Origin of the sequence: Streptomyces sp. CNQ085 (genome assembly GCF_022614595.1) — a bacterium.
Lineage (GTDB): Bacteria > Actinomycetota > Actinomycetes > Streptomycetales > Streptomycetaceae > Streptomyces.
The window spans coordinates 35,810-57,242 of sequence record NZ_JAJFAU010000005.1 but is presented as its reverse complement, the minus strand read 5'-3'; the positions used below and the strand labels follow the sequence as shown (position 1 = coordinate 57,242).

The 21,433-nt window shown below is 71.5% G+C and carries 15 protein-coding genes, 2 tRNA genes and 1 pseudogene; 6 read left to right on the top strand and 12 right to left on the bottom strand.

The window, feature by feature from the left end; genetic code table 11:
- Nucleotides 1-119: 119 nt before the first annotated feature.
- The 5 genes from clpX to LJ221_RS02200 form a co-directional block, all read right to left on the bottom strand.
- Nucleotides 120-1,415 (bottom strand): ATP-dependent Clp protease ATP-binding subunit ClpX, encoded by a 1,296-nt coding sequence (gene clpX / locus LJ221_RS02220; protein WP_241713229.1) that lies wholly within the window; start codon nucleotides 1,413-1,415, stop codon nucleotides 120-122.
- A gap of 180 nt (nucleotides 1,416-1,595) precedes the next feature.
- Entirely contained in the window at nucleotides 1,596-2,282 is a 687-nt protein-coding gene (locus LJ221_RS02215) for an ATP-dependent Clp protease proteolytic subunit (RefSeq protein WP_241713227.1), read from the bottom strand.
- Between the two features lie 64 nt (nucleotides 2,283-2,346).
- On the bottom strand, nucleotides 2,347-2,949 hold the full coding sequence (locus tag LJ221_RS02210) for an ATP-dependent Clp protease proteolytic subunit (RefSeq protein WP_241713263.1): 603 nt from the start codon (nucleotides 2,947-2,949) through the stop codon (nucleotides 2,347-2,349).
- A gap of 257 nt (nucleotides 2,950-3,206) precedes the next feature.
- The gene (gene tig / locus LJ221_RS02205) at nucleotides 3,207-4,589 is read right to left on the bottom strand and encodes a trigger factor (RefSeq protein WP_241713225.1); all 1,383 of its coding nucleotides are present in this window, start codon (nucleotides 4,587-4,589) and stop codon (nucleotides 3,207-3,209) included.
- A 98-nt stretch (nucleotides 4,590-4,687) separates the two neighbouring features.
- Nucleotides 4,688-4,764: transfer RNA gene (locus tag LJ221_RS02200), tRNA-Pro, on the bottom strand.
- A 113-nt stretch (nucleotides 4,765-4,877) separates the two neighbouring features.
- On the opposite strand from LJ221_RS02200, the gene LJ221_RS02195 reads away from it, so the two are divergent.
- Nucleotides 4,878-4,948 (top strand) — tRNA-Gly (locus LJ221_RS02195).
- Nucleotides 4,949-4,984: 36 nt separating this feature from the next.
- On the opposite strand, the gene LJ221_RS02190 is transcribed toward LJ221_RS02195, so the two are convergent.
- Nucleotides 4,985-5,179, bottom strand: a complete 195-nt coding sequence (locus LJ221_RS02190; protein WP_241713223.1) for a hypothetical protein — start codon at nucleotides 5,177-5,179, stop codon at nucleotides 4,985-4,987.
- A gap of 502 nt (nucleotides 5,180-5,681) precedes the next feature.
- Between LJ221_RS02190 and LJ221_RS02185 the strand changes: the two genes are divergently transcribed.
- Nucleotides 5,682-6,884, top strand: a complete 1,203-nt coding sequence (locus LJ221_RS02185) for an acyltransferase family protein (protein WP_241713222.1) — start codon at nucleotides 5,682-5,684, stop codon at nucleotides 6,882-6,884.
- Nucleotides 6,885-7,032: 148 nt separating this feature from the next.
- Here LJ221_RS02185 and LJ221_RS02180 read toward each other — a convergent pair whose 3' ends face one another.
- Entirely contained in the window at nucleotides 7,033-8,187 is a 1,155-nt protein-coding gene (locus tag LJ221_RS02180) for a PP2C family protein-serine/threonine phosphatase (protein WP_241713220.1), read from the bottom strand.
- A gap of 117 nt (nucleotides 8,188-8,304) precedes the next feature.
- Between LJ221_RS02180 and LJ221_RS02175 the strand changes: the two genes are divergently transcribed.
- Nucleotides 8,305-9,531: a GNAT family N-acetyltransferase gene (locus tag LJ221_RS02175; protein WP_241713261.1), complete on the top strand. Its 1,227-nt coding sequence runs from the start codon at nucleotides 8,305-8,307 to the stop codon at nucleotides 9,529-9,531.
- A gap of 42 nt (nucleotides 9,532-9,573) precedes the next feature.
- Here LJ221_RS02175 and LJ221_RS02170 read toward each other — a convergent pair whose 3' ends face one another.
- Genes LJ221_RS02170 through LJ221_RS02160 form a run of 3 tightly spaced genes read right to left on the bottom strand, consistent with a single transcriptional unit; the run spans nucleotide 9,574 to nucleotide 11,559 of the window.
- Nucleotides 9,574-10,410, bottom strand: coding sequence for an Fpg/Nei family DNA glycosylase (locus LJ221_RS02170; protein ID WP_241713218.1), 837 nt, complete (start codon nucleotides 10,408-10,410; stop codon nucleotides 9,574-9,576).
- Between the two features lie 25 nt (nucleotides 10,411-10,435).
- Complete coding sequence (locus LJ221_RS02165) at nucleotides 10,436-10,924, bottom strand: ribose-5-phosphate isomerase (protein ID WP_241713216.1); 489 nt, start codon at nucleotides 10,922-10,924, stop codon at nucleotides 10,436-10,438.
- Between the two features lie 26 nt (nucleotides 10,925-10,950).
- Nucleotides 10,951-11,559 carry a biotin transporter BioY gene (locus tag LJ221_RS02160; RefSeq protein ID WP_241713215.1) on the bottom strand — a complete coding sequence of 203 codons (609 nt, stop codon included), beginning with the start codon at nucleotides 11,557-11,559 and terminating at the stop codon, nucleotides 10,951-10,953.
- A 289-nt stretch (nucleotides 11,560-11,848) separates the two neighbouring features.
- Between LJ221_RS02160 and LJ221_RS02155 the strand changes: the two are divergent.
- Nucleotides 11,849-12,190 (top strand): annotated as a pseudogene (locus LJ221_RS02155) (amino acid permease); the annotation flags it as partial.
- Between the two features lie 352 nt (nucleotides 12,191-12,542).
- Here LJ221_RS02155 and LJ221_RS02150 read toward each other — a convergent pair.
- Entirely contained in the window at nucleotides 12,543-13,190 is a 648-nt protein-coding gene (locus LJ221_RS02150; RefSeq protein ID WP_241713214.1) for a DsbA family protein, read from the bottom strand.
- Between the two features lie 159 nt (nucleotides 13,191-13,349).
- Between LJ221_RS02150 and pepN (LJ221_RS02145) the strand changes: the two genes are divergently transcribed.
- Nucleotides 13,350-15,962: an aminopeptidase N gene (gene pepN, locus LJ221_RS02145; RefSeq protein ID WP_241713213.1), complete on the top strand. Its 2,613-nt coding sequence runs from the start codon at nucleotides 13,350-13,352 to the stop codon at nucleotides 15,960-15,962.
- Between the two features lie 102 nt (nucleotides 15,963-16,064).
- A complete protein-coding gene (locus LJ221_RS02140) occupies nucleotides 16,065-17,114 on the top strand; it encodes a hypothetical protein (RefSeq protein WP_241713212.1) in 1,050 nt (349 codons plus the stop codon).
- 157 nt (nucleotides 17,115-17,271) lie between these two features.
- On the opposite strand, the gene pepN (LJ221_RS23585) is transcribed toward LJ221_RS02140, so the two are convergent.
- Complete coding sequence (gene pepN, locus LJ221_RS23585) at nucleotides 17,272-21,384, bottom strand: aminopeptidase N (RefSeq protein ID WP_308314702.1); 4,113 nt, start codon at nucleotides 21,382-21,384, stop codon at nucleotides 17,272-17,274.
- Nucleotides 21,385-21,433: the final 49 nt, after the last annotated feature.

The window sequence follows — 21,433 nt, the reverse complement described above, 5'->3', positions numbered from 1 at the left end:
GGGAGTCCGGCGTGAGCCACAACCAGCCGCCGCCAGGTCCGTACGGTCAGCGGCCGAGGGCCGCCGTACGGTGGCCCTCGGCCGGGGTACGGCCACGTGCTGCCGACGGCGTGGTGCGCTCAGGCGCTCTTCTCGCGCGGCCCCTGCCCCTGGTCGCGCTCGCCGCGGGAGCGGGGCACCAGGGTGGGGTTGACGTTGGAGTGGACGACGTCCTCGGTGATCACCACACGCGCCACGTCCTTGCGTGAGGGGACCTCGTACATCACCGACATCAGGACCTCCTCCATGATCGCGCGCAGACCGCGCGCCCCGGTGCCGCGCAGGATCGCCTGGTCGGCGATGGCCTCCAGCGCCGGGCGGTCGAAGTCCAGCTCCACACCGTCGAGCTCGAAGAGCCGCTGGTACTGCTTGACCAGTGCGTTGCGCGGCTCCACCAGGATCTTCAGCAGGGCCTCGCGGTCGAGGTTGTGGACGGAGGTGATGACCGGGAGGCGGCCGATGAACTCCGGGATCATACCGAACTTGACCAGGTCCTCGGGCATGACGTCCTCGAACTGGTTGCTGGCCTCGATCTCGCGCTTGGAGCGGATCGTGGCGCCGAAGCCGATGCCCTTGGCGCCCGCCCGGGACTCGATGATCCTCTCAAGCCCGGCGAAGGCGCCGCCCACGATGAACAGCACGTTCGTGGTATCGATCTGGATGAACTCCTGGTGGGGGTGTTTGCGTCCGCCCTGCGGCGGCACGGAGGCGGTGGTGCCCTCCAGGATCTTCAGCAGCGCCTGCTGCACGCCCTCGCCGGAGACGTCGCGGGTGATCGACGGGTTCTCGCTCTTGCGGGCGACCTTGTCGATCTCGTCGATGTAGATGATCCCGGTCTCGGCCTTCTTCACGTCGTAGTCGGCGGCCTGGATCAGCTTCAGCAGGATGTTCTCGACATCCTCGCCCACGTAGCCGGCCTCGGTCAGGGCGGTGGCGTCGGCGATGGCGAAGGGTACGTTCAGCATCCGGGCGAGGGTCTGCGCCAGCAGCGTCTTGCCGGAGCCGGTGGGGCCCAGCAGGAGGATGTTGGACTTGGCCAGCTCGATGCCGTCGTCGCGGCCCTGCGAGCCGCCGTTCTCCCCGGCCTGCACCCGCTTGTAGTGGTTGTAGACGGCGACGGAGAGAGCCTTCTTGGCTGCCTCCTGGCCGACGACGTACCCCTCGAGGAACTCGTAGATCTCACGCGGCTTGGGCAGTTCGTCCCAGCGCATCTCGGAGGTGTCGGCGAGCTCTTCCTCGATGATCTCGTTGCAGAGGTCGATGCACTCGTCGCAGATGTAGACGCCCGGCCCCGCGATGAGCTTCTTCACCTGCTTCTGGCTCTTGCCGCAGAACGAGCACTTGAGCAGATCGCCGCCGTCACCGATGCGTGCCACGAGGTGCTTCTCCTTCGCCTGGGATCCGTCGAGTTCCGCGAACCCGGGTGCTTGCTCTGGGCCTTGGCGGGGGCGGCCCCCGGACCCCTTATGACGGTACCTTGCCCGACCCCCTGAACGGGCCCCCCTCGGACCGACTCGACCCGAGGGGGGCGGAAATGTTCGAAGGATCCCGCAGGCTCAGCCCAGCCCCACCGAGGTCTTGCGGGTGGAGATGATCTGGTCGATCAGGCCGTACTCCAGCGACTCCTCGGCGGTGAGGATCTTGTCGCGCTCGATGTCCTGGCTGATCTGCTCGATCGGCTTGTTGGAGTGCTGGGCGAGCATCTCCTCCAGCTGGGTGCGCATTCGCTGCACCTCGTTGGCGGCGATCTCCAGGTCGGAGACCTGACCGCGGCCGGTCTCACTGTAGGGCTGGTGGATCAGGATCCTCGCGTTAGGCAGCGCCATCCGCTTGCCGGGGGTGCCGGCGGCCAGCAGCACGGCCGCGGCGGAGGCCGCCTGGCCCATGCAGACGGTCTGGATGTCCGGCTTGACGAACTGCATCGTGTCGTAGATGGCCGTCAGCGCCGTGAAGGAGCCGCCGGGGCTGTTGATGTAGACCGAGATGTCGCGGTCGGGGTCCATCGACTCCAGGCACAGCAACTGCGCCATGACGTCGTTGGCGGAGGCGTCGTCGATCTGCACACCGAGGAAGATCACGCGCTCCTCGAAGAGCTTCGCGTACGGGTCGTACTCGCGCACGCCCTGCGAGGTGCGCTCCACGAAGCGCGGAACGACGTAGCGGGACTCGGCCGACGGCCCGGTGTAACGGGCCTCGAGGCGGTCGTGGATCCCGGCCCCGGGGAAGCTGTGCTGACTGTTCATGTGGCTGTACACCGTTCTGGAGAGATGGACTGGCTGCGGTGTCGAGCTGTGGGAGGTCAGGCGCTCACGCGCCCGTACCGCCGCCGCCCGGAAGCTGCGTGGCGGAGCCGTAGACCTCGTCGATCAGGCCGTACTCCTTGGCCTCCTGGGCGGTGAACCAGCGGTCGCGATCGGCGTCGCGGGTCCACTGCTCCTCGCTCTGGCCGGTGTGCAGCGCGGACAGCCTCGTCATCTTCGTCTTGGTGCGCAGCAGCTGTTCGGCGTGGATCTTGATGTCCGAGGCCGAGCCCGCCAGGCCCGCGGAGGGCTGGTGGATCAGGATCTCCGCGTTCGGCAGGGCGAAGCGCTTGCCGGGGGTGCCCGCGCTCAGCAGGAACTGGCCCATGGACGCGGCCAGGCCCATGGCGATGGTCACCACGTCGTTCTTGATGTACTGCATGGTGTCGTAGATCGCCATGCCGGCCGTGATCGAGCCGCCCGGGCTGTTGATGTAGAGGTAGATGTCCTTGTCCGGGTCAGCGGCCAGGAGGAGCAGCTGAGCGGTGATCCTGTTGGCGATGTCGTCGTCGACCGGCTGGCCGAGGAAGATGATCCGCTCGTTGAGCAGTCGGTTGTAGACCTGGTCGCCGAGGCCACCGATGGTCGGCTCGGTGGCGGCGGAAGGCATCGGAAGCGTCACGTGTCCACCTGCTCGTATACGGACGGCCGCGGTCTGCCGCAGGGCCGTCTCTGTGGTCTTCGTCTGTACTTGGACCCTAACGCGCGGGTCCGACTGCGCCGTCCCGGTCCGAGAACTGTTCGCTGTTAGCGCAGGGAGCGTTCCCGCAGGTGAGGTCGGTGTGTTCCGCCGTACGCGAACGGGCCCGCACGCGGTGTCGCGTACGGGCCCGTTGGGCCGGTCGTGGGGGCGGGGCGCCCCGCGGATCAGCCCTCGGACTTCTCGCCGCTCTGACCGGTGGACTCGGCGGATGCCTCGCCGGACTCCTCCTCGCCCTCCTCGTCCTCCATGGAGACGACCTCGCCATTGGTGTCGGTGACCTTGGCGGCCTCGACGACGACCGCGAGGGCCTTGCCGCGGGCGACCTCGCCGACGAGCATCGGCACCTGGCCGCCCTCGACCACGGCCTGGGCGAACTGGTCGGGGCTCATGCCGGAGGACTGGGCGCGCCGCATGAGGTGCTCGGTGAGTTCCTCCTGGTTGACGTTCAGCTTCTCCTTGTTGACCAGCTCGTCGAGGATGAACTGGGTCCGGATGCCCTTCTCCGCCTGCTCCTTGAGCTCGTTCTCGAACTCCTCCTCGGTCTTCTCCTGCATCTTCAGGTAGGCCGTGAGGTCCATGCCGAGCTGTGCGAGCTGGTGGTTGACCAGGTTGTGCTTGCGGGTGTTGATCTCGTCCTGGAGGAGCTTCTCGGGCACCGGGACCTCGACCAGGGAGATCAGCTCGTCGAGCACCTTCTCCTGGGCCTGGGTGGCCTGGTCGTACTTCTTCATCCGCTCCAGGCGCTTGCGGCTGTCGGCCCGCAGCTCCTCAAGGGTGTCGAACTCGCTGGCCATCTGGGCGAAGTCGTCGTCCAGCTCGGGCAGTTCACGAGCGGAGACGGAGGTGACATCGACCTTGACCTCGGCCTCGCGGCCGGCGGCGGAGCCGCCCTTGAGCTCGGAGGTGAAGGTCGCGGAACCACCGGCCTCCAGACCGGTGACGGCCTCGTCGATGCCGTCCAGCAGCTCACCGGAGCCGATGGTGTAGTCGACGCCCTCGGCGACGCCGTCCTCCAGGACCTCGCCGTCGACCCGGGCCTCCAGGTCGATCTTGACGACATCGCCCTCGGCGGCGGCCCGCTCGACGACGGTGGTGGAGGCGAAGCGCTCACGGAGCTGCTCGACCGACTTCTCCACGTCCTCGTCGGCGACCTCGAGGGCGTCGACGGTGACCTCGATACCGGAGTAGTCCGGGATCTCGACGGCGGGGCGGACATCCACCTCGGCGGTGAACGCGAGAAGCTCGTTGTCCTTGAGCTCGGTGATGTCGACCTCGGGCTGGCCGAGCGGGCTCAGCTCACCCTCCTCGACGGCGTCCTGGTAGAGCTTGGGAAGCGCGTCGTTGACGGCCTCCTCCAGGACAGCGCCCCGGCCGAACCGCTGGTCGATCACCCGGGCGGGAACCTTGCCCTTGCGGAAGCCTGGCACGGTGACCTGCTGGTTGATCTTCTTGTACGCCGCGTCGAGGCTGGGCTTGAGCTCCTCGAAGGGCACCTCGACAGTGAGCCGAACCCGGGTGGGGTTCAGGGTCTCCACGGCGCTCTTCACGGTCGGTCTCCTTGGGGGCTGACTGCTGGGACTTCGTACTTCTTGTGGGGCGCCCCGCACGCAGACACGACACAGACAGGCGCGTCTTTCATAGTACGTGGTCGGGGTGGCCGGATTCGAACCGACGGCCTTCCGCTCCCAAAGCGGACGCGCTACCAAGCTGCGCCACACCCCGTCCGTGCGACACGTAGAGTACATGCCGTACGATGCGGAGCGTGCCGCACACGGTTCACGGTCGGTCGGCTGCGGTCTGTATGATCTGCCTGCCGCGTGAACGACGGCGGTGCCGCGGGCGTAGCTCAATGGTAGAGCCCCAGTCTTCCAAACTGGCTACGCGGGTTCGATTCCCGTCGCCCGCTCCGCTGTTTGCCTGCGCGCCCGCTTTCCGGACGCCCTCAGAAAGTGATCTGGTTGATCGACTCGGCGAGCGAGTCGAGGAAGCGGCTGATCGACGGGGCGATGCCCGTGGAGGCCAGGAAGAAGCCGAAGAGGATCGCGACGAGCGCGGGTCCCGCCTTCAGTGAGCCGCTGCGCATGAGAACGACCATGATGATCGCCAAGAGCAGCACCACAGACAGTGAAATGGCCACAACTGATCACACCCTTGGTCGCAACGCCTCTGCGCCGGCCGCGCCGGCCCGGGAACCCTCCACCACGTCCCCGGTGTGACCATCGTGCCACCAACTGCCGTGTTGGTGGAGGCGGGTGGAGGATCGGCGGGCCCCGGGCGTGTCAGCGGGCCGGGTCCGCCGGACCGCCCCCGCCCGGCACCGCACCGGGCCCGCGCGGCACACTCCGGCATTTCGGGCCGGATCTTCCGAGAACATTCCCAATAACTTCACCGCCGGAATTCGACGGTTGCCGCGATTCGCTCCGGACGGCGGAACCCCGAAGGGGGAGCGACGCCTTCCGAGGGGACAAGTCCGGCACGACCGGAAGAAAAGGGCGGACGAATGGGACTTAACGTGTAAAACACAAAAGGTGTCGCTTTCCATGGGCTGCCCGAGAGGCACTGGTCACAATTCCCCGTTCCGAGGGGTTCGAGAACTCCCCGGATTTACCTGCGGCCGGGTTCCCGCTAAAGTGCGGCAGATGTTCCAGGTCGGCCACGAGCGCTCGCCGCGCCCTCCCGCCAGGCCCGACGCGGCCACACCGTCCGCACCGGAGACCGGCCGGACCGGGCCGAGAGGCGGAACGGGCGGAGCCGGGCGGCGGGACGCCTTCTTCGACAACGCCAAGTTCCTGGCGATCGCGCTGGTCGTGGTGGGACACGCCTGGCGGCCGGTGATCGACGACTCGCGGGCGGTGCTGGCGGCCTACAACTTCGTGTACGCCTTCCACATGCCGGCCTTCATCATCGTTTCGGGCTACTTCTCCCGAAGCTTCGACACGCGCCCGAGCCGGGTGCGGCGGCTGGTGACCGGCGTACTCGTGCCGTATCTGCTCTTCGAGACCGCCTACAGCCTGTTCAGAAAGGCGGCGGACTCCCCGGAGCACCCCATAAGCCTGCTCGATCCCTGGTACCTGACCTGGTTTCTGATCGCGCTGTTCGTGTGGCGGCTGACGACACCCGTCTGGAAGGCCCTGCGCAGGCCCCTGCCGATAGCCCTGGGCATCGCCCTGCTGGCCTCGGTCTCACCCGACATCGGCAACGACCTGGACCTCCAGCGGGTACTGCAGCTCCTGCCGTTCTTCGTCCTCGGCCTCTGCCTGCGGCCCGAGCACTTCGAGCGCGTGCGGCGGCGCGGGGTGCGGCTGCTGAGCGTGCCCGTGGCCGCCGCGGCGCTGGTCCTCGCGTACTGGTCGGGCCCCCGGATGAACTTCGAGTGGTTCTACCACAACAGCAGCGGCCAGGAGCTCGGCGTGCCCTGGTGGATCGGCGTCGCCATGAACCTCGCGATGTTCGCCTGCTCCCTGGTGCTGACGGCCTGCTTCTTCGCCTGGGTCCCCCGGCGCCACACGTGGTTCACCGCACTGGGCGCGGGGACGCTGTACGCCTACCTGCTGCACGGCTTCCTGGTCCAGGCCTCGCGGATCTTCGGGTGGTACGACGCGTTCCCCTGGATCGCCACACCGGCCGGCGTCGTCGCGCTGACGATCGGCGCCGTGGCCCTGGCGGCCGTGCTGTGCGGCTCTCCGGTGCGGCGGGCGTTCCGGTTCGCGATGGAGCCCAGGATGGACTGGCTCTTCGGACGGGACGCCGCCGAGGACGCCCGGCGGCGCTCCGCCGTCCCGGCCGCCCCGGCGGACTCGGCCGGGACGGCGGAGCCCTCCGGTAGGGCCGACTCGCGCTGACCATCCGCCCGGGGTCTCACCGGTCCGCGGCGCCGTACGGCTCACGCAGGCCCTGCCTGATCTCCCTCAGGATCCCGCGGCTGAGTCCGCCTCCGCCTCGGTGACCGGCCACCGCGGGGTCCTGCCCGACGTACCGGCCGCACCCTCGTCAGTCACGGCGGATCAGCAGCAGGGCACGGTCGTCGTTGACGTCGCGGGCGACGGCTTCGATCAGATGCCAGGCGGCCCCCGCGAAGCCCCTGACGACATAGCGGTCGGCCTCCCCCGTGAGCCTGTCGATGCCCTCGGTCAGCTCCCGTTCGGCGGTCTCCACCAGGCCGTCGGTGAAGAGCATCAGGACGTCGCCCGGGCGCAGACTCCCCTTGACCGGGTCGAACCGGGCGCCGTCGTAGACGCCCAGCAGCGGTCCCTCGGCGTTCTTCTCCTCCCAGCGGCCACTGCCCGCGTTGAGCTGGAGGGCCGGGACGTGGCCCGCGGAGAACAGCTCGTAGTCGCCGCTGTCGAGGTCGAGGACGAGGTGGACGGAGGTCGCGAAGCCCTCCTGCCAGTCCTGGCGCAGCAGGTAGTCGTTGGCGGCCGGAAGGAAGGCGTGCGGAGGCAGAGAGCCCAGCAGTCCGCCGAAGGCGCCGGACAACAGCAGCGCGCGGGAGCCCGCGTCCATGCCCTTGCCGGAGACGTCGGTGAGGACGGCCTCCAGAGTGCGGCGGTCGGGCCCGGTGAGGGTGGCGACGACGAAGTCGCCGGAGAAGGACTGCCCGCCCGCCGGACGCAGCGCCATCTCCCGGTGCCAGCCCACGGGCAGCTTCGGCAGCTTGCTCTGGACGCGGATGCGTTCGCGCAGGTCGAACAGCATGGTGTTGCCGCGCCGCCAGGGGACGCCGACCCGGCTGCGGAACTGGGCGATCAGCAGCCCGGAGAGCCCGACCGCGCCCACCACCAGGACGGTCCCCGGTGTGACACGGCCGGGCCCGGCCGTGTACGGGCCGAGCACGGTGGCCTCCACGATCAGGGCGCCGGCCGCGGCGGCGTACAGGACCAGCAGACTGGCCGGGCGCAGCAGCAGGCCGCCCGCGATGACCGGCAGCACCAGACCCTCGGGCGCGAACCACAGCGGCTCAGCGGTCGTGGCGTAGGCGAGGGCGGGGACGGTGGCGAGCAGGGCGGCGAAGGCGATCCGGTCGGATCCGTCGCCGCGGAAGTAGTCGACGGCGGAGCGGCGCAGGACGGTGCGGACCCGGCGGACGGCCTTGCGGGCCTGGCGCAACCGGGGCGCGGGGAGGGTGTTGCCCGTGCGACCTGCCATGTCAGGGACCTTATCCACCCGTTCGGGGGTCCGTCGATTCCCGACATGGGGTGACCTGAAACGGTGTTCGATAACCAGTCGCCCCGCTTCTGTCTTCCTGATAGGGATGGGTCCATGATGGGTACGAATCTGCGGGTGCTGCGTCCCGAGGAGTGGGACGACTGGTTCGAGAAGCTCGAACTCGCCTTCGGGGAGTCCGAGCCGCCCGAGGCCCGGGCGCTGTGGCGGGAGCTGACGGAGTTCGAGCGGGCGGTCGCCGTCCGGGACGGGGAGGAGATCGTCGGTACGGCCTGTGCGTTCTCCTTCCGCATGTCGGTGCCCGGGGGCGCGGTCGTGCCCACCGGCGGGCTGTCGATGGTCAGCGTGGCCGCCACGCACCGGCGGCGCGGCATCCTGACCTCCATGATGCGCCGGCAGCTGGACGACGCGCGGGCGGCCGGGGAGCCGCTGGCGGTGCTGACCGCCTCGGAGCCGGCGATCTACGGACGCTTCGGGTACGGCGTGGCGGCCCGCCATGTGCGCGCCCGGATCGACAGGGACCGGGTGCGCCCGCAGGTGCCGCCGGGCACGGAGGGGGTCAGGCTGCGGAACGCCGATCCGGTCGCGGCGCTGGAGGAGTGCGAGAAGCTGTACGCCCGCCTGGTGCCTTCCCGGCCCGGGATGCTGGAGCGGCGTCCGGGCTGGGAGCGGCAGGGCGTACTGGATCCCGGGGGCTGGCGGGAAGGCGCGTCGGCGCTGCGCTGCGTGCTGGCCGAGGCGGACGGCGAACTGCGCGGATACGCCCGCTATGCCGTCAAGCCGGAGTGGGACGCGGCCGGCCCGAAGGGCACGGTGCTGGTGCACGATCTGGAGGCGCTGGACCCGGCGGCGCGCGCGGCGCTGTGGCACTTCCTGTTCGGGATCGACCTGACCTCGGTGGTGGAGGCGAAGTCCCGTCCGGTGGACGATCCGCTGTTCCATCTGGTCGGCGACATCCGTCGGTGCGGTCTCCTCCTGCGCGATCTGCTGCATCTGCGCCCGGTGGAGGTGGGCGCGGCGCTGGCGGCCCGCCGCTACGCGGCGCCGGTGGACGTGGTGCTGGAGGTGGAGGACTCCTTCTGCCCGTGGAACGCGGGGCGCTGGCGGCTGACCGGCGACGCCTCGGGCGCCTCCTGCGAGCGCACCGGTGATGCCGCTGAACTGGCTCTGGGAGCAAAGGAGTTGAGCGAGGCCTATCTGGGCGGTACGTCCCTGGCCGCGCTGGCGGGCGCCGGACGGGTACGGGAACTGCGTCCCGGGGCGCTGGCCGGGGCCGCGACCGCGTTCGCCTGGCCCGTCGCGCCGTGGCTGCCGCACGGCTTCTGACGGCTCGGGCCGGGGGCCCGAGAGAGCGGCGGGCCCGGCGGGTCAGGGCTTCTGGCAGCCGGGGCACCAGAACAGGTTGCGGGCGGCGAGCGGGGCGGTGCGGATCTCCTGGCCGCAGATGTGGCAGGGCATCCCGGTCCGGCGGTAGACGTACACCTCGCCGCCGTGGTCGTCCACGCGCGGCGGGCGGCCCATGGACTCGGGGGTGTGCTCGGGCCGTACGGTGTCGATGCGGTTGTTCCGCACACCCTCGCGCATCAGCTCGGCCAGATCCGCCCAGAGCGCCTCCCACTCGGCCCGGGTGAGGTCCCTGCCCGCGCGGTAGGGGTCGATGTTGTGCCGGAAGAGGACCTCGGCGCGGTAGACGTTGCCGACGCCCGCGACGACCTTCTGGTCCATCAGCAGCGCGGCGACCGTGCTGCGGCTGCGGGAGATCCGTGCCCAGGCCCGCTCAGGGTCGGCGTCGGGGCGCAGCGGGTCGGGGCCCAGGCGGCCGGTGACCGCGTCCTTCCCCGCCGCCGTGAGCAGCTCGCAGGTGTTGGGACCGCGCAGGTCGGCGTAGGCGGAGGGCGCCTCGGCGGTGGCCAGGCGCAGGCGTGTCAGCCCGACGGGTGCGGGTGGCGCTCCCTCGCCGAGGGCGAAGGAGCCGTACAGGCCGAGGTGGATGTGGATCCACTCGCCGTCGGCCTCCCCTCCGAACCGGGGGAAGCCGAGGAAGAGGTGCTTGCCGTGGGCGTCGGTGCCGCCCAGCGTCCGGCCGTCGACGAGGGCGGCTCCGCCCTCGAAACGGCCCTGGGGGCTGGAGGCGTGGACGGGCCGGCCGCCGAACCTGTCGTCGAGGTCGGCGGCCAGCCGGTGGATGGTGTGGCCTTCTGGCACGGGTGCGGGCCGGTCCTTGCCGGGGTCAGTCCTGCTGGGGGTGGTGGGCGGGGACGGGCGGGAGGTTCCCGGTCCGCTCGTAGGACGAGAGCATGTCGATGCGGCGGATGTGCCGCTCGTCGCCGGAGAACGGGGTGTCGAGGAAGGCCCGTACGAAGGAGACGGCCTCCTCGGTGGTGTGCATCCGGGCGCCGACGCTGATCACGTTGGCGTCGTTGTGCTCCCGGCCCAGCCTGGCGGTCTCCACGCTCCACGCCAGCGCGGCCCGCACCCCCCTGACCTTGTTGGCGGCGATGGCCTCGCCGTTGCCCGAACCGCCGATGACGATGCCCAGGCAGTCCTCGTCGTCGGCCGTCCGCTCCGCGGCGCGCAGGCAGAAGGGCGGGTAGTCGTCAGCCGCGTCGTAGATGTGCGGGCCGCAGTCGACGGGCTCGTGCCCGGCCTCCTTCAGCCACTGGACGAGGTGGTTCTTCAGTTCGTAGCCGGCATGGTCGGAGCCGAGGTACACGCGCATGGGGCGGAAGTCTATTCAGGCTCGGGTCAGGACTTGCGCCCGACCAGCTTCCAGGCCGCGGGGAGGGCTCCCATGGCCAGGGCCGCCTTGAGCGCGTCGCCGATCAGGAAGGGCACCAGACCGGCCGCGACGGCCTGGCCGGCGGACATGCCCGTGGCCAGGGCCAGGTAGGGGACGCCGACGGCGTAGATGATCGCGGTGCCCACGGCCATGGTCCCGGCGGTGCGCAGCGCGCCGCGGTCACCGCCCCGGCGGGCCAGGGCGCCGACGGCGACGGCGGCCAGCAGCATGCCGATGACGTAGCCGAAGGAGGGCATCGCGGCGCCGGAGCCGCCCTCGGCGAACCACGGCATCCCGGCCACGCCCGCGGCGGCGTACAGGCCCATGGAGGCCAGGGCGCGGCGGGGGCCCAGGCCGGCGCCGAGCAGCAGCGCGGCGAAGGTCTGGCCGGTGACGGGGACGGGCGAGCCCGGCACGGGGACCGCGAGCTGCGCGGCCACCCCGGTGAGCGCGGCGCCGCCGAGGACCAGGGCCGCGTCGCGCAGACGGGCGCGGGCGGCGGTGGAGGCGGGCAGGACGTCGGCGAGGACGGCGCCCGGGCGGACGGTGGCTGCGGTGGTGGCAGAGGTGCTCATCACGGCTCCGGTCTCGTGAGGACTTCGGGGGACGCCCCGACGTTAACCGACGCCAGCCCCGGCGCCCCCGTGAGGTTGACGACAAAGAAGGGCGGGTCGAGCTTGTGGGAGGTGGCTGGAGAGTGGGTGGAGGAGTGCGCGCCGCCGACTCGCCCACGGATCGCCCAGCTGTCCGTATATCGGATGGGAGGGTGAGGGACGTTGCCGCCGACCGGGCCGGGCGCCCACACTTGCCAGGTGCGGAGCCAACTGTTCCGCTTCCCCCGACTCCCTGGACGGCACCTTCCCCATGTCCGGCACGCCCGATGTGAAGAACACCGCCTCCCCTCGCCGGGAGACGGACGGCACCGAGCACGCCGCCCTCTCCCATGGCCTCAGGCAGCGCCATCTGTCGATGATCGCCCTCGGCGGCGTGATCGGCGCCGGTCTCTTCGTCGGCTCCGGCGCGGGCATCGCCGCCGCGGGCCCGTCCATCGTCCTCGCCTACGCCGCCTCCGGACTGCTGGTGATGCGGATGCTCGGCGAGATGTCCGCCGCCCACCCCGCCTCCGGCTCCTTCTCCGTCCACGCCGAGCGCGCGATCGGCCCGTGGGCGGGCTTCACCGCAGGGTGGATCTTCTGGGTGCTGCTGCTGATGCCGCGCGAGGGCGACACCCGCACCCAGCTGGCCCTCACCGCCGGACTCACCCTGGCCCTGTCGGCGGCCGGGCTGGTGCGGCAGCGGCGGGCGGGGCGGGCGCCCTCCGGGGCGGCGCGCGAGCGGTAGCCGCCGCGTCTCCGTACGCCCCGGCGGCGCTGTTGCCCTTCAGTTCTTGTCGCGCATGATGCGCGACAAGAATGGGGCACTGGGCCCTCCCTCGTGCCGTACCTCCGGCCGCCCTCGCGGTCGTCTTCTCGGCCCTCGCGCGTCACGGGCGGCAGGCGGTACGGGGGACTCCCGCCCCCGGGACGGGAGGGAGGCTCAAGCGGGGCTCAAGCGGGGCTCAGTCGAACTTCGGGTCCTCCGTGCGGGTCCGCTTCAGCTCGAAGAAGCCCGGAGTGGAGGCCACCATCAGCGTGCCGTCCCACAGCCTGGCCGCGGCCTCGCCCTTGGGCGCCGGGGTGACGACCGGGCCGAAGAAGGCGGTCCGCCTCCCGTCCGGACCCGGTACGGCGATCACCGGGGTACCGACCTCCTGGCCGACCAGGCCGATGCCCTCCTCGTGCGAGGCGCGCAGCCGCTCGTCGTGGACGTCCGTGTGCGCCGCGTCCGCCAGCTCCTCGGGCAGGCCCGCCTCCTTCAGGGCGTCCACGATCGTGGCGCGCTCGTTGGGCAGGCCCCGGTTGTGGAAGCGAGTGCCCAGGGCGGTGTAGAGCGGGCCGAGCACCTGGGGACCGTGCTCCTGCTCGGCGGCGGTCAGCACGCGCACCGGGCCCCAGCCGGCCTCCATCAGATCGACGTACTGCCGCGGAAGCTCCTCCAGCCGGTTCTCGTTGAGCACCGACAGGCTCATCACGTGCCAGCGCACCTCGACCGGGCGCATCTTCTCCACCTCAAGCATCCAGCGGGAGGTCATCCAGGCCCACGGGCAGATGGGGTCGAACCAGAAGTCGGCCGGGGTCCTGCTCTCGGTCTCGGACGTCTCGGGCATGCGGGTCTCCTCGTCGTACGGATCGGGCGGGTCTTCTCTTCCCCCCGGCGTGCCTGGTGGGAACGCCCGGGGGCCCGCGGTGATTCCCGGCGCGGGGCCCCGCGACCGCATGAAATCCTGGCCTTTCGATGTCGAGACGCGAGACGAGGGAGCCACGCCGTGCCCGGTGAGAATCTGACCCGTGACGAGGCCCGGGAGCGCGCCCGGCTGCTGACCGTGGACGGGTACGACGTCGCGCTCGACCTACTCTCCGCGGTCGGGCCCCACCCCGGGGACGGCCCGCGCACCTTCCGCTCCACCACCACCGTCCGCTTCCGCTGCGCCGAGCCGGGCGCCTCGACCTTCGCCGACCTGCTGGCCCCGGCGGTCGCCTCGGTGACGCTCAACGGCCGCGAGCTGAACGTGGAGGAGGTGTTCGACGGCACGCGCGTCGCGCTGGACTCCCTGGAGGCCGAGAACACCCTGACCGTGGACGCCTGGTGCGCGTACAGCCGCACCGGCGAGGGGATGCACCACTTCGTCGACCCGGAGGACGGCGAGACCTACCTCTACACCCAGTACGAGCCGGCCGACGCCCGCCGGGTGTTCGCGAACTTCGAGCAGCCCGACCTGAAGGCCCCCTTCTCCTTCACCGTCACCGCCCCCGCGCGGTGGACGGTGCTGAGCAACGGCGAGCGCACCGGCGAGCCGGAGCCGGCCGGGGAGGGCGCGGCCGTCTGGCGCTTCCGGGCGACCAGGCCGATCTCGACGTACATCACCACCGTCGTGGCCGGCCCCTACCACCACGTCACCGACGTCTACCGGCGTGAGCTGCCCGGCGGCGGCGAGCTGGTGGTCCCGCTGGGCGCGCTGTGCCGCAGGGGACTGGCCCGCCACTTCGACGCCGACGAGATCTTCACCATCACCAAGCAGGGCCTGGACTTCTTCCACGACCACTTCGACTACCCGTACCCGTTCGGCAAGTACGACCAGGCGTTCGTGCCCGAGTACAACCTCGGCGCGATGGAGAACCCGGGCTGTGTGACCTTCCGCGAGGAGTTCGTCTTCCGCGGCAGGGTGACCGACGCCTCCTTCGAGGGACGGGCCAACGTCATCCTGCACGAGATGGCGCACATGTGGTTCGGCGACCTGGTCACCATGGAGTGGTGGGACGACCTGTGGCTCAAGGAGTCCTTCGCCGACTTCATGGGCTCGTTCTCGATGGTGGAGGCCACCCGCTTCACCGACGGCTGGATCACCTTCGCCAACCGCCGCAAGTCCTGGGCCTACCGCGCCGACCAGCTGCCCTCCACCCATCCGATCACCGCCGACATCCGTGATCTGGAGGACGCCAAGCTCAACTTCGACGGCATCACCTACGCCAAGGGCGCCTCCGTCCTCAAGCAGCTCGTGGCGTATGTGGGGCGCGACGCCTTCCTGGAGGGCGCGCGGCGGTACTTCAAGCGCCATGAGTGGGGCAACACGCGTCTGGAGCACCTGCTGTCGGTGCTGGAGGAGACCTCCGGGCGCGACATGGGCGAGTGGGCGCGGGCCTGGCTGCGGACCGCCGGGGTCAACTCCCTCAGCCCGCGGGTGACGTACGACTCCGCGGGCCGGATCACCGAGCTGGCGGTCGTCCAGGAGGCGGCCGAGGACCACCCGGTGCTGCGCCCGCACCGGGTGGTGGTCGGCCTGTACCGGCGGCAGGGTGCGGGGGGCGCGCTGGAGCGCTACGCCCGCGCGGAGGCGGACGTCACCGGCGTGCTTACGGTGGTGGAGGAGCTGGCAGGCGCCGAGCGCCCCGAACTGATCCTGGTCAACGACGACGATCTGACGTACTGCAAGGTCCGCTTCGACGAGGCCTCTCTGGACACCCTCCGCTCCCACCTGGGCTCGGTCACCGACGACCTGGCCCGTGCGCTGTGCTGGTCGGCCCTGTGGAACCTCACGCGCGACGCGCTGATGCCCGCCCGCGACTTCCTCGACCTGGTGCTGCGCTTCGGCGGCGGGGAGTCCGACATCGGCGTGGTACAGATGCTGCACGCCTGGGCGCGCGCCGCCCTGGTGCACTACGTCACGCCCGAGTGGCGCCAGGAGGGCGCGCGGCTGCTGGCCCGCGGCGCGCTGCGGCATCTGCGGCAGGCCGAGCCGGGCGGCGACCACCAGCTCGCGTGGGCGCGGTTCTTCGCCGCCGTCGCGCACGAGGAAGACGACCTGCGGATGCTGGAGACGCTGCTGGAGGGGACGGGCCGGATCGACGGGCTGGAGGTCGACCAGGAGCTGCGCTGGGCCTTCCTGGAGGCGCTGGCCTCCCGCGGGCTCGCCGACGAGGGGCGGCTGGCGGCCGAGCTGGCCCGCGACGACACCGCGTCCGGCAGGCGGCACCAGGTGCGCTGTCTGGCCGCGCGGCCGTCGGCCGAGGTCAAGGCGCGGGCGTGGACGGACGTGGTGGACTCCGACCGCCTGTCCAACGCGCTGGTGGAGGCGACCATCTCGGGCCTCGCCCAGCCGGGGCAACGGGAGCTGCTGGCCCCGTACACGCCCCGGTACTTCGAGGCGATCGAGCGGGTGTGGACCGAGCGTTCCATCGAGATCGGCATGTCCGTCGTCCGCGGTCTGTTCCCCGCGCTCCAGGACAACCGGGCCGTGCTGGAGCGGACGGATGCCTGGCTGGGCGCGCACGAGGACGCCGCTCCCGCGCTGCGCCGGCTGGTGCTGGAGGCGCGCGACGACGTGGCGCGGGCGCTGCGGGCGCAGCGCTGCGACGCGGTCACCCATGCGGCGGGGAGCTGATCGGCACTCGAACGCCCGTACTTTAGGGCAGGTGTGTCCGCATTCGTCTACAGGCCCGTAACAGAGGTTGGTGGGCGGAACGCGGGTGGGAATCGCCGGGACATGAGCAACAACACCCCTGTGTCCCCCCGCCCCGTCCGCCGCCTGTCGCACGTACACCACCGGGTGGTGACGGCCCGTACGCTGCGCGAGAACGGCGTGTCGGCCGCCGCCGCCGACGAGCGCTGCCGACCGGGCGGCCCCTGGCGGATGCCGCTGCCGGGCGTCTACCTGCTGCACCCCGGTCCGCCGACCGGTGAGGAGCGGCTGCACGCGGTGCTGCTGTACGCGGCGGGGCCGGAACGCCCACCGGGGCCGGCCGCCCGCGCCCCGCACCCTGTACGCGGGGCGCGGGCGGTGATCACCGGACCCGCCGCGCTCGCCCTGCACGGCTTCTCCTCCACGCCCCCGCTGTCCGCGCTGGAGCACATCGACGTACTGGTGCCACACACCCGGCGGCTGCGTCCGGCCGGCTGCGCCCGCGTGGTGCGCACCCGTTCCCTGCCCGCGTCCGAGGAGGTCACCGGCCTGCCCGTGGCCCCCGTCCCCCGCGCCCTGGCCGACACCGCGGCCCGGACCGGCGACGCGGTGTCGGTGCGCCGGATGCTGACCGAGGCGGTGCGCGACGGCCACTGCGAGGCGCGGGCCATCGTCCGCGAACTGGCCCGGGCGCGGCTGCTGGGCCGCCCGCACCTGGCGGACGCCGTGGACGCGCTGCTGGCCGAGAGCCGGTCGGTGGCCGAGAGCCTGCTGTACGGGCTGGTCCGCGCCCACAGCCTGCCCGAGCCCTGCTGGAACGTCGACCTCCGGCTGCCCGGCGGCCTCCATCTCGGCGGGGTGGACGCCTACTGGCCGGGGCAGGCCGTGGCCGTCGAGATCGACCTCCGCGACGGGCTGGACGCGTGGGGCGGCGCGGGCGCGGAGAGCGGCGTGCGCCCGCCGGTGTACGCCCGCAAGCGCGAGCGGCTGCGGGGCCGGGGCGTCACGGTCGTCCACGTCACCGCGGCCGCGCTCCGCGACCGTCCCGCACAGCAGGCCGCCGTGGTCCGCACCGCCCTGGTGACCGCACCGGAGCGCGGGCCCGTCCCGGGCGTGGAGGTCCTGCCGCGGTGAATCCCGGCCCTCAGGCGCCGGAAGCCTCCCGTCCTTCCCACAGTGGCGCCCCGCCCGCGTGGGGAACACCGCGGCCCCCGGAGGAACAGGACGGCGCCCGCGCCTGAAGGCGCGGGCCCCACCCCCTTGCCGTACGCCGCGGGGGACGTACGGAGCGTCAGACGGCCGCCGCCGCGTCCGCCGCCCGCGCCTTCAGCGCGCGCTCGATCCCCGCGCGCGACTCGGTCACCAGACGGCGCAGGGCCGCGCTGGGCCCGGCCGACTCCAGCCAGGCGTCCGTGGCCCGCAGCGTCTCCTCGGACACCTGCAGTGCCGGGTAGAGGCCAACCGCGATCTGCTGGGCCATCTCGTGGCTGCGCGACTCCCACACGTCCTTGAGCACCTCGAAGTACTTCGCGGTGTACGGGGCGAGCAGCTCGCGCTGGTCGGTCTGGACGAAGCCGCCGATGACCGACTCCTGCATGGCGTTGGGCAGCTTGTCGGACTCCACGACCGAGGCCCACGCCTCGGCCTTGGCCTCCCGCGTCGGCCGGGCCGCCCGCGCCGCCGCCGCGTGCCGCTCGCCGGCCGAGGTGCGGTCACGCTCCAGCTCGGCCTCGATGGCGGCCTCGTCCGCGCGTCCGGTGGCCGCGAGGCGGTGGAGCAGCGCCCAGCGCAGCTCGGTGTCCACCGTCAGGCCCTCGATCTCCTCACCGCCGTCCAGCAGTCCGGCCACCAGAGCGAGCTGCTCGTCGGTACGGGCGGTGGCGGCCAGCGCCCGCGCCCAGGCGAGCTGGTGGTCGCCGCCGGGCCGGGCGGTGCGCAGCCGCTCCAGCGCGGCCTCGGACCAGCGCAGCAGCCCGGTCTCGCGCCGGCTCGGAGCGGCGTACAGGTCCAGCGCCAGCTTGACCTGCCGCTGGAGGGACTGGACGACGCCGATGTCGGACTCCTTGCCGATGCCGGAGAGCACCAGCTCCAGGTAGTCGCGGGCGGCCATCTCACCGTCACGGGTCATGTCCCAGGCCGAGGCCCAGCACAGGGCGCGCGGCAGCGACTCGGTGAAGTCACCCAGATGGGCGGTGACGGTGGCCAGGGACGCCTCGTCGAGCCGGACCTTGGCGTAGGACAGGTCGTCGTCGTTGAGCAGGATCACCGCCGGGCGGCGGGTGCCGGCCAGCTCGGGCACCTCGGTGCGCTCGCCGTCCACGTCCAGCTCGATCCGGCCGGTGCGCACCAGTTTCCCGTCCTCCAGCCCGTAGGAGCCGACGGCGATGCGGTGCGGGCGCAGCAGCGGCTCGCCCTGGGCGCCCGCGGGCAGGGCCGGGGCCTCCTGGCGCACGGCGAAGGAGGTGATGACGCCGCCTTCGTCCACCTCGATCTCCGGGCGCAGGACGTTGATGCCGGCCGTCTCCAGCCACGCCTTCGACCAGGTCCTCAGGTCCCGGCCGGAGGTCTCCTCCAGGGCGGTGAGCAGGTCGGTCAGGCGCGTGTTGCCCCAGGCGTGCCGTTTGAAGTACGTCTGCACGCCGCGGAAGAAGGCGTCCTCGCCGACGTAGGCCACCAGCTGCTTCAGGACGGAGGCGCCCTTGGCGTAGGTGATGCCGTCGAAGTTGACCAGGACGTCGTCCAGGTCGCGGATCTCGGCCATGATCGGGTGCGTGGAGGGGAGCTGGTCCTGGCGGTAGGCCCAGGTCTTCATGGAGTTGGCGAAGGTCGTCCACGCGTGCGGCCAGCGGCTGCCGGGGGCGGCGGCCTGGCAGGCGATGGAGGTGTAGGTGGCGAACGACTCGTTCAGCCACAGGTCGTTCCACCACTCCATGGTGACCAGGTCGCCGAACCACATGTGCGCCAGCTCGTGCAGGATCGTCTCGGCGCGCACCTCGTAGGCGGCGTCCGTCACCTTGGAGCGGAAGACGTACTGGTCGCGGATGGTGACGGCGCCCGCGTTCTCCATCGCGCCCGCGTTGAACTCGGGGACGAAGAGCTGGTCGTACTTGGCGAAGGGGTAGGGGTGGTCGAACTTCCCCTCGAACCAGTCGAAGCCCTGGCGGGTGACCTCGAAGATCGCGTCCGCGTCCAGGTGCTCGGCCAGCGAGGGGCGGCAGTAGACACCCAGCGGGACGCTGCGGCCCTTCCCGTCCTCCCAGCTGCTGTGCACCGAGTGGTACGGGCCGGCGATCAGCGCGGTGATGTAGGTGGAGATGCGCGGGGTCGGCTCGAAGCGCCAGACGTTCCCGGTCCGCCCCCCGTCCCCCGGGGTGGGCGAGTTGGAGATCACCGTCCAGCCCTCGGGGGCGGTGGCGGCCAGCGCCCGCGCCCAGGCGAGCTGGTGGTCGCCGCCGGGCCGGGCGGTGCGCAGCCGCTCCAGCGCGGCCTCGGACCAGCGCAGCAGCCCGGTCTCGCGCCGGCTCGGAGCGGCGTACAGGTCCAGCGCCAGCTTGACCTGCCGCTGGAGGGACTGGACGACGCCGATGTCGGACTCCTTGCCGATGCCGGAGAGCACCAGCTCCAGGTAGTCGCGGGCGGCCATCTCACCGTCACGGGTCATGTCCCAGGCCGAGGCCCAGCACAGGGCGCGCGGCAGCGACTCGGTGAAGTCACCCAGATGGGCGGTGACGGTGGCCAGGGACGCCTCGTCGAGCCGGACCTTGGCGTAGGACAGGTCGTCGTCGTTGAGCAGGATCACCGCCGGGCGGCGGGTGCCGGCCAGCTCGGGCACCTCGGTGCGCTCGCCGTCCACGTCCAGCTCGATCCGGCCGGTGCGCACCAGTTTCCCGTCCTCCAGCCCGTAGGAGCCGACGGCGATGCGGTGCGGGCGCAGCAGCGGCTCGCCCTGGGCGCCCGCGGGCAGGGCCGGGGCCTCCTGGCGCACGGCGAAGGAGGTGATGACGCCGCCTTCGTCCACCTCGATCTCCGGGCGCAGGACGTTGATGCCGGCCGTCTCCAGCCACGCCTTCGACCAGGTCCTCAGGTCCCGGCCGGAGGTCTCCTCCAGGGCGGTGAGCAGGTCGGTCAGGCGCGTGTTGCCCCAGGCGTGCCGTTTGAAGTACGTCTGCACGCCGCGGAAGAAGGCGTCCTCGCCGACGTAGGCCACCAGCTGCTTCAGGACGGAGGCGCCCTTGGCGTAGGTGATGCCGTCGAAGTTGACCAGGACGTCGTCCAGGTCGCGGATCTCGGCCATGATCGGGTGCGTGGAGGGGAGCTGGTCCTGGCGGTAGGCCCAGGTCTTCATGGAGTTGGCGAAGGTCGTCCACGCGTGCGGCCAGCGGCTGCCGGGGGCGGCGGCCTGGCAGGCGATGGAGGTGTAGGTGGCGAACGACTCGTTCAGCCACAGGTCGTTCCACCACTCCATGGTGACCAGGTCGCCGAACCACATGTGCGCCAGCTCGTGCAGGATCGTCTCGGCGCGCACCTCGTAGGCGGCGTCCGTCACCTTGGAGCGGAAGACGTACTGGTCGCGGATGGTGACGGCGCCCGCGTTCTCCATCGCGCCCGCGTTGAACTCGGGGACGAAGAGCTGGTCGTACTTGGCGAAGGGGTAGGGGTGGTCGAACTTCCCCTCGAACCAGTCGAAGCCCTGGCGGGTGACCTCGAAGATCGCGTCCGCGTCCAGGTGCTCGGCCAGCGAGGGGCGGCAGTAGACACCCAGCGGGACGCTGCGGCCCTTCCCGTCCTCCCAGCTGCTGTGCACCGAGTGGTACGGGCCGGCGATCAGCGCGGTGATGTAGGTGGAGATGCGCGGGGTCGGCTCGAAGCGCCAGACGTTCCCGGTCCGCCCCCCGTCCCCCGGGGTGGGCGAGTTGGAGATCACCGTCCAGCCCTCGGGGGCGGTGACGGTGAAGGCGAAGGACGCCTTCAGGTCGGGCTGCTCGAAGCAGGCGAAGACCCGGCGGGCGTCGGGCACCTCGAACTGCGTGTAGAGGTACGCCTGGTCGTCGACGGGGTCGACGAAGCGGTGCAGGCCCTCGCCGGTGTTGGTGTAGGCGCAGTCGGCCACGACGCGCAGCTCGTTGCGTCCGGCGGCCAGGCCGGGCAGGGCGATGCGCGAGTCGGCGAAGGCCTCGGCGGGGTCGAGGGACTCGCCGTTGAGGACGATCTCGTGCACGGCGGGTGCCACCAGGTCGATGAAGCCCTCCCGGGCCTCGCGCACGTCGAACCTCACCGTGGTGGCCGAGCGGAAGGTCCCCCCCTCCTGCGCGCCGGAGAGATCGAGCTCGATCTCGTAGGAGTCCACCTCGAGCAGACGGGCCCGCTCCCGCGCCTCTTCGCGCGTGAGGTTCGTACCAGGCACCTGCGTCATCTCCTTCGTACGTCCGGATTCTCGGGTTTCCGGCCATCCT

What these genes read in the sequence shown, in the direction of transcription:
- LJ221_RS02165 (WP_241713216.1), bottom strand. Translation starts at nt 10,924, where the DNA reads ATGCGCGTGTACCTCGGCTCCGACCATGCCGGCTACGAACTGAAGAAC.
- LJ221_RS02150 (WP_241713214.1), bottom strand. Translation starts at nt 13,190, where the DNA reads ATGCCCGAGACGTCCGAGACCGAGAGCAGGACCCCGGCCGACTTCTGG.
- LJ221_RS02175 (WP_241713261.1), top strand. Translation starts at nt 8,305, where the DNA reads ATGGGTACGAATCTGCGGGTGCTGCGTCCCGAGGAGTGGGACGACTGG.
- LJ221_RS02210 (WP_241713263.1), bottom strand. Translation starts at nt 2,949, where the DNA reads ATGCCTTCCGCCGCCACCGAGCCGACCATCGGTGGCCTCGGCGACCAG.
- LJ221_RS02180 (WP_241713220.1), bottom strand. Translation starts at nt 8,187, where the DNA reads ATGGCAGGTCGCACGGGCAACACCCTCCCCGCGCCCCGGTTGCGCCAG.
- LJ221_RS02185 (WP_241713222.1), top strand. Translation starts at nt 5,682, where the DNA reads ATGTTCCAGGTCGGCCACGAGCGCTCGCCGCGCCCTCCCGCCAGGCCC.
- LJ221_RS02215 (WP_241713227.1), bottom strand. Translation starts at nt 2,282, where the DNA reads ATGAACAGTCAGCACAGCTTCCCCGGGGCCGGGATCCACGACCGCCTC.
- LJ221_RS02140 (WP_241713212.1), top strand. Translation starts at nt 16,065, where the DNA reads ATGAGCAACAACACCCCTGTGTCCCCCCGCCCCGTCCGCCGCCTGTCG.
- LJ221_RS02160 (WP_241713215.1), bottom strand. Translation starts at nt 11,559, where the DNA reads ATGAGCACCTCTGCCACCACCGCAGCCACCGTCCGCCCGGGCGCCGTC.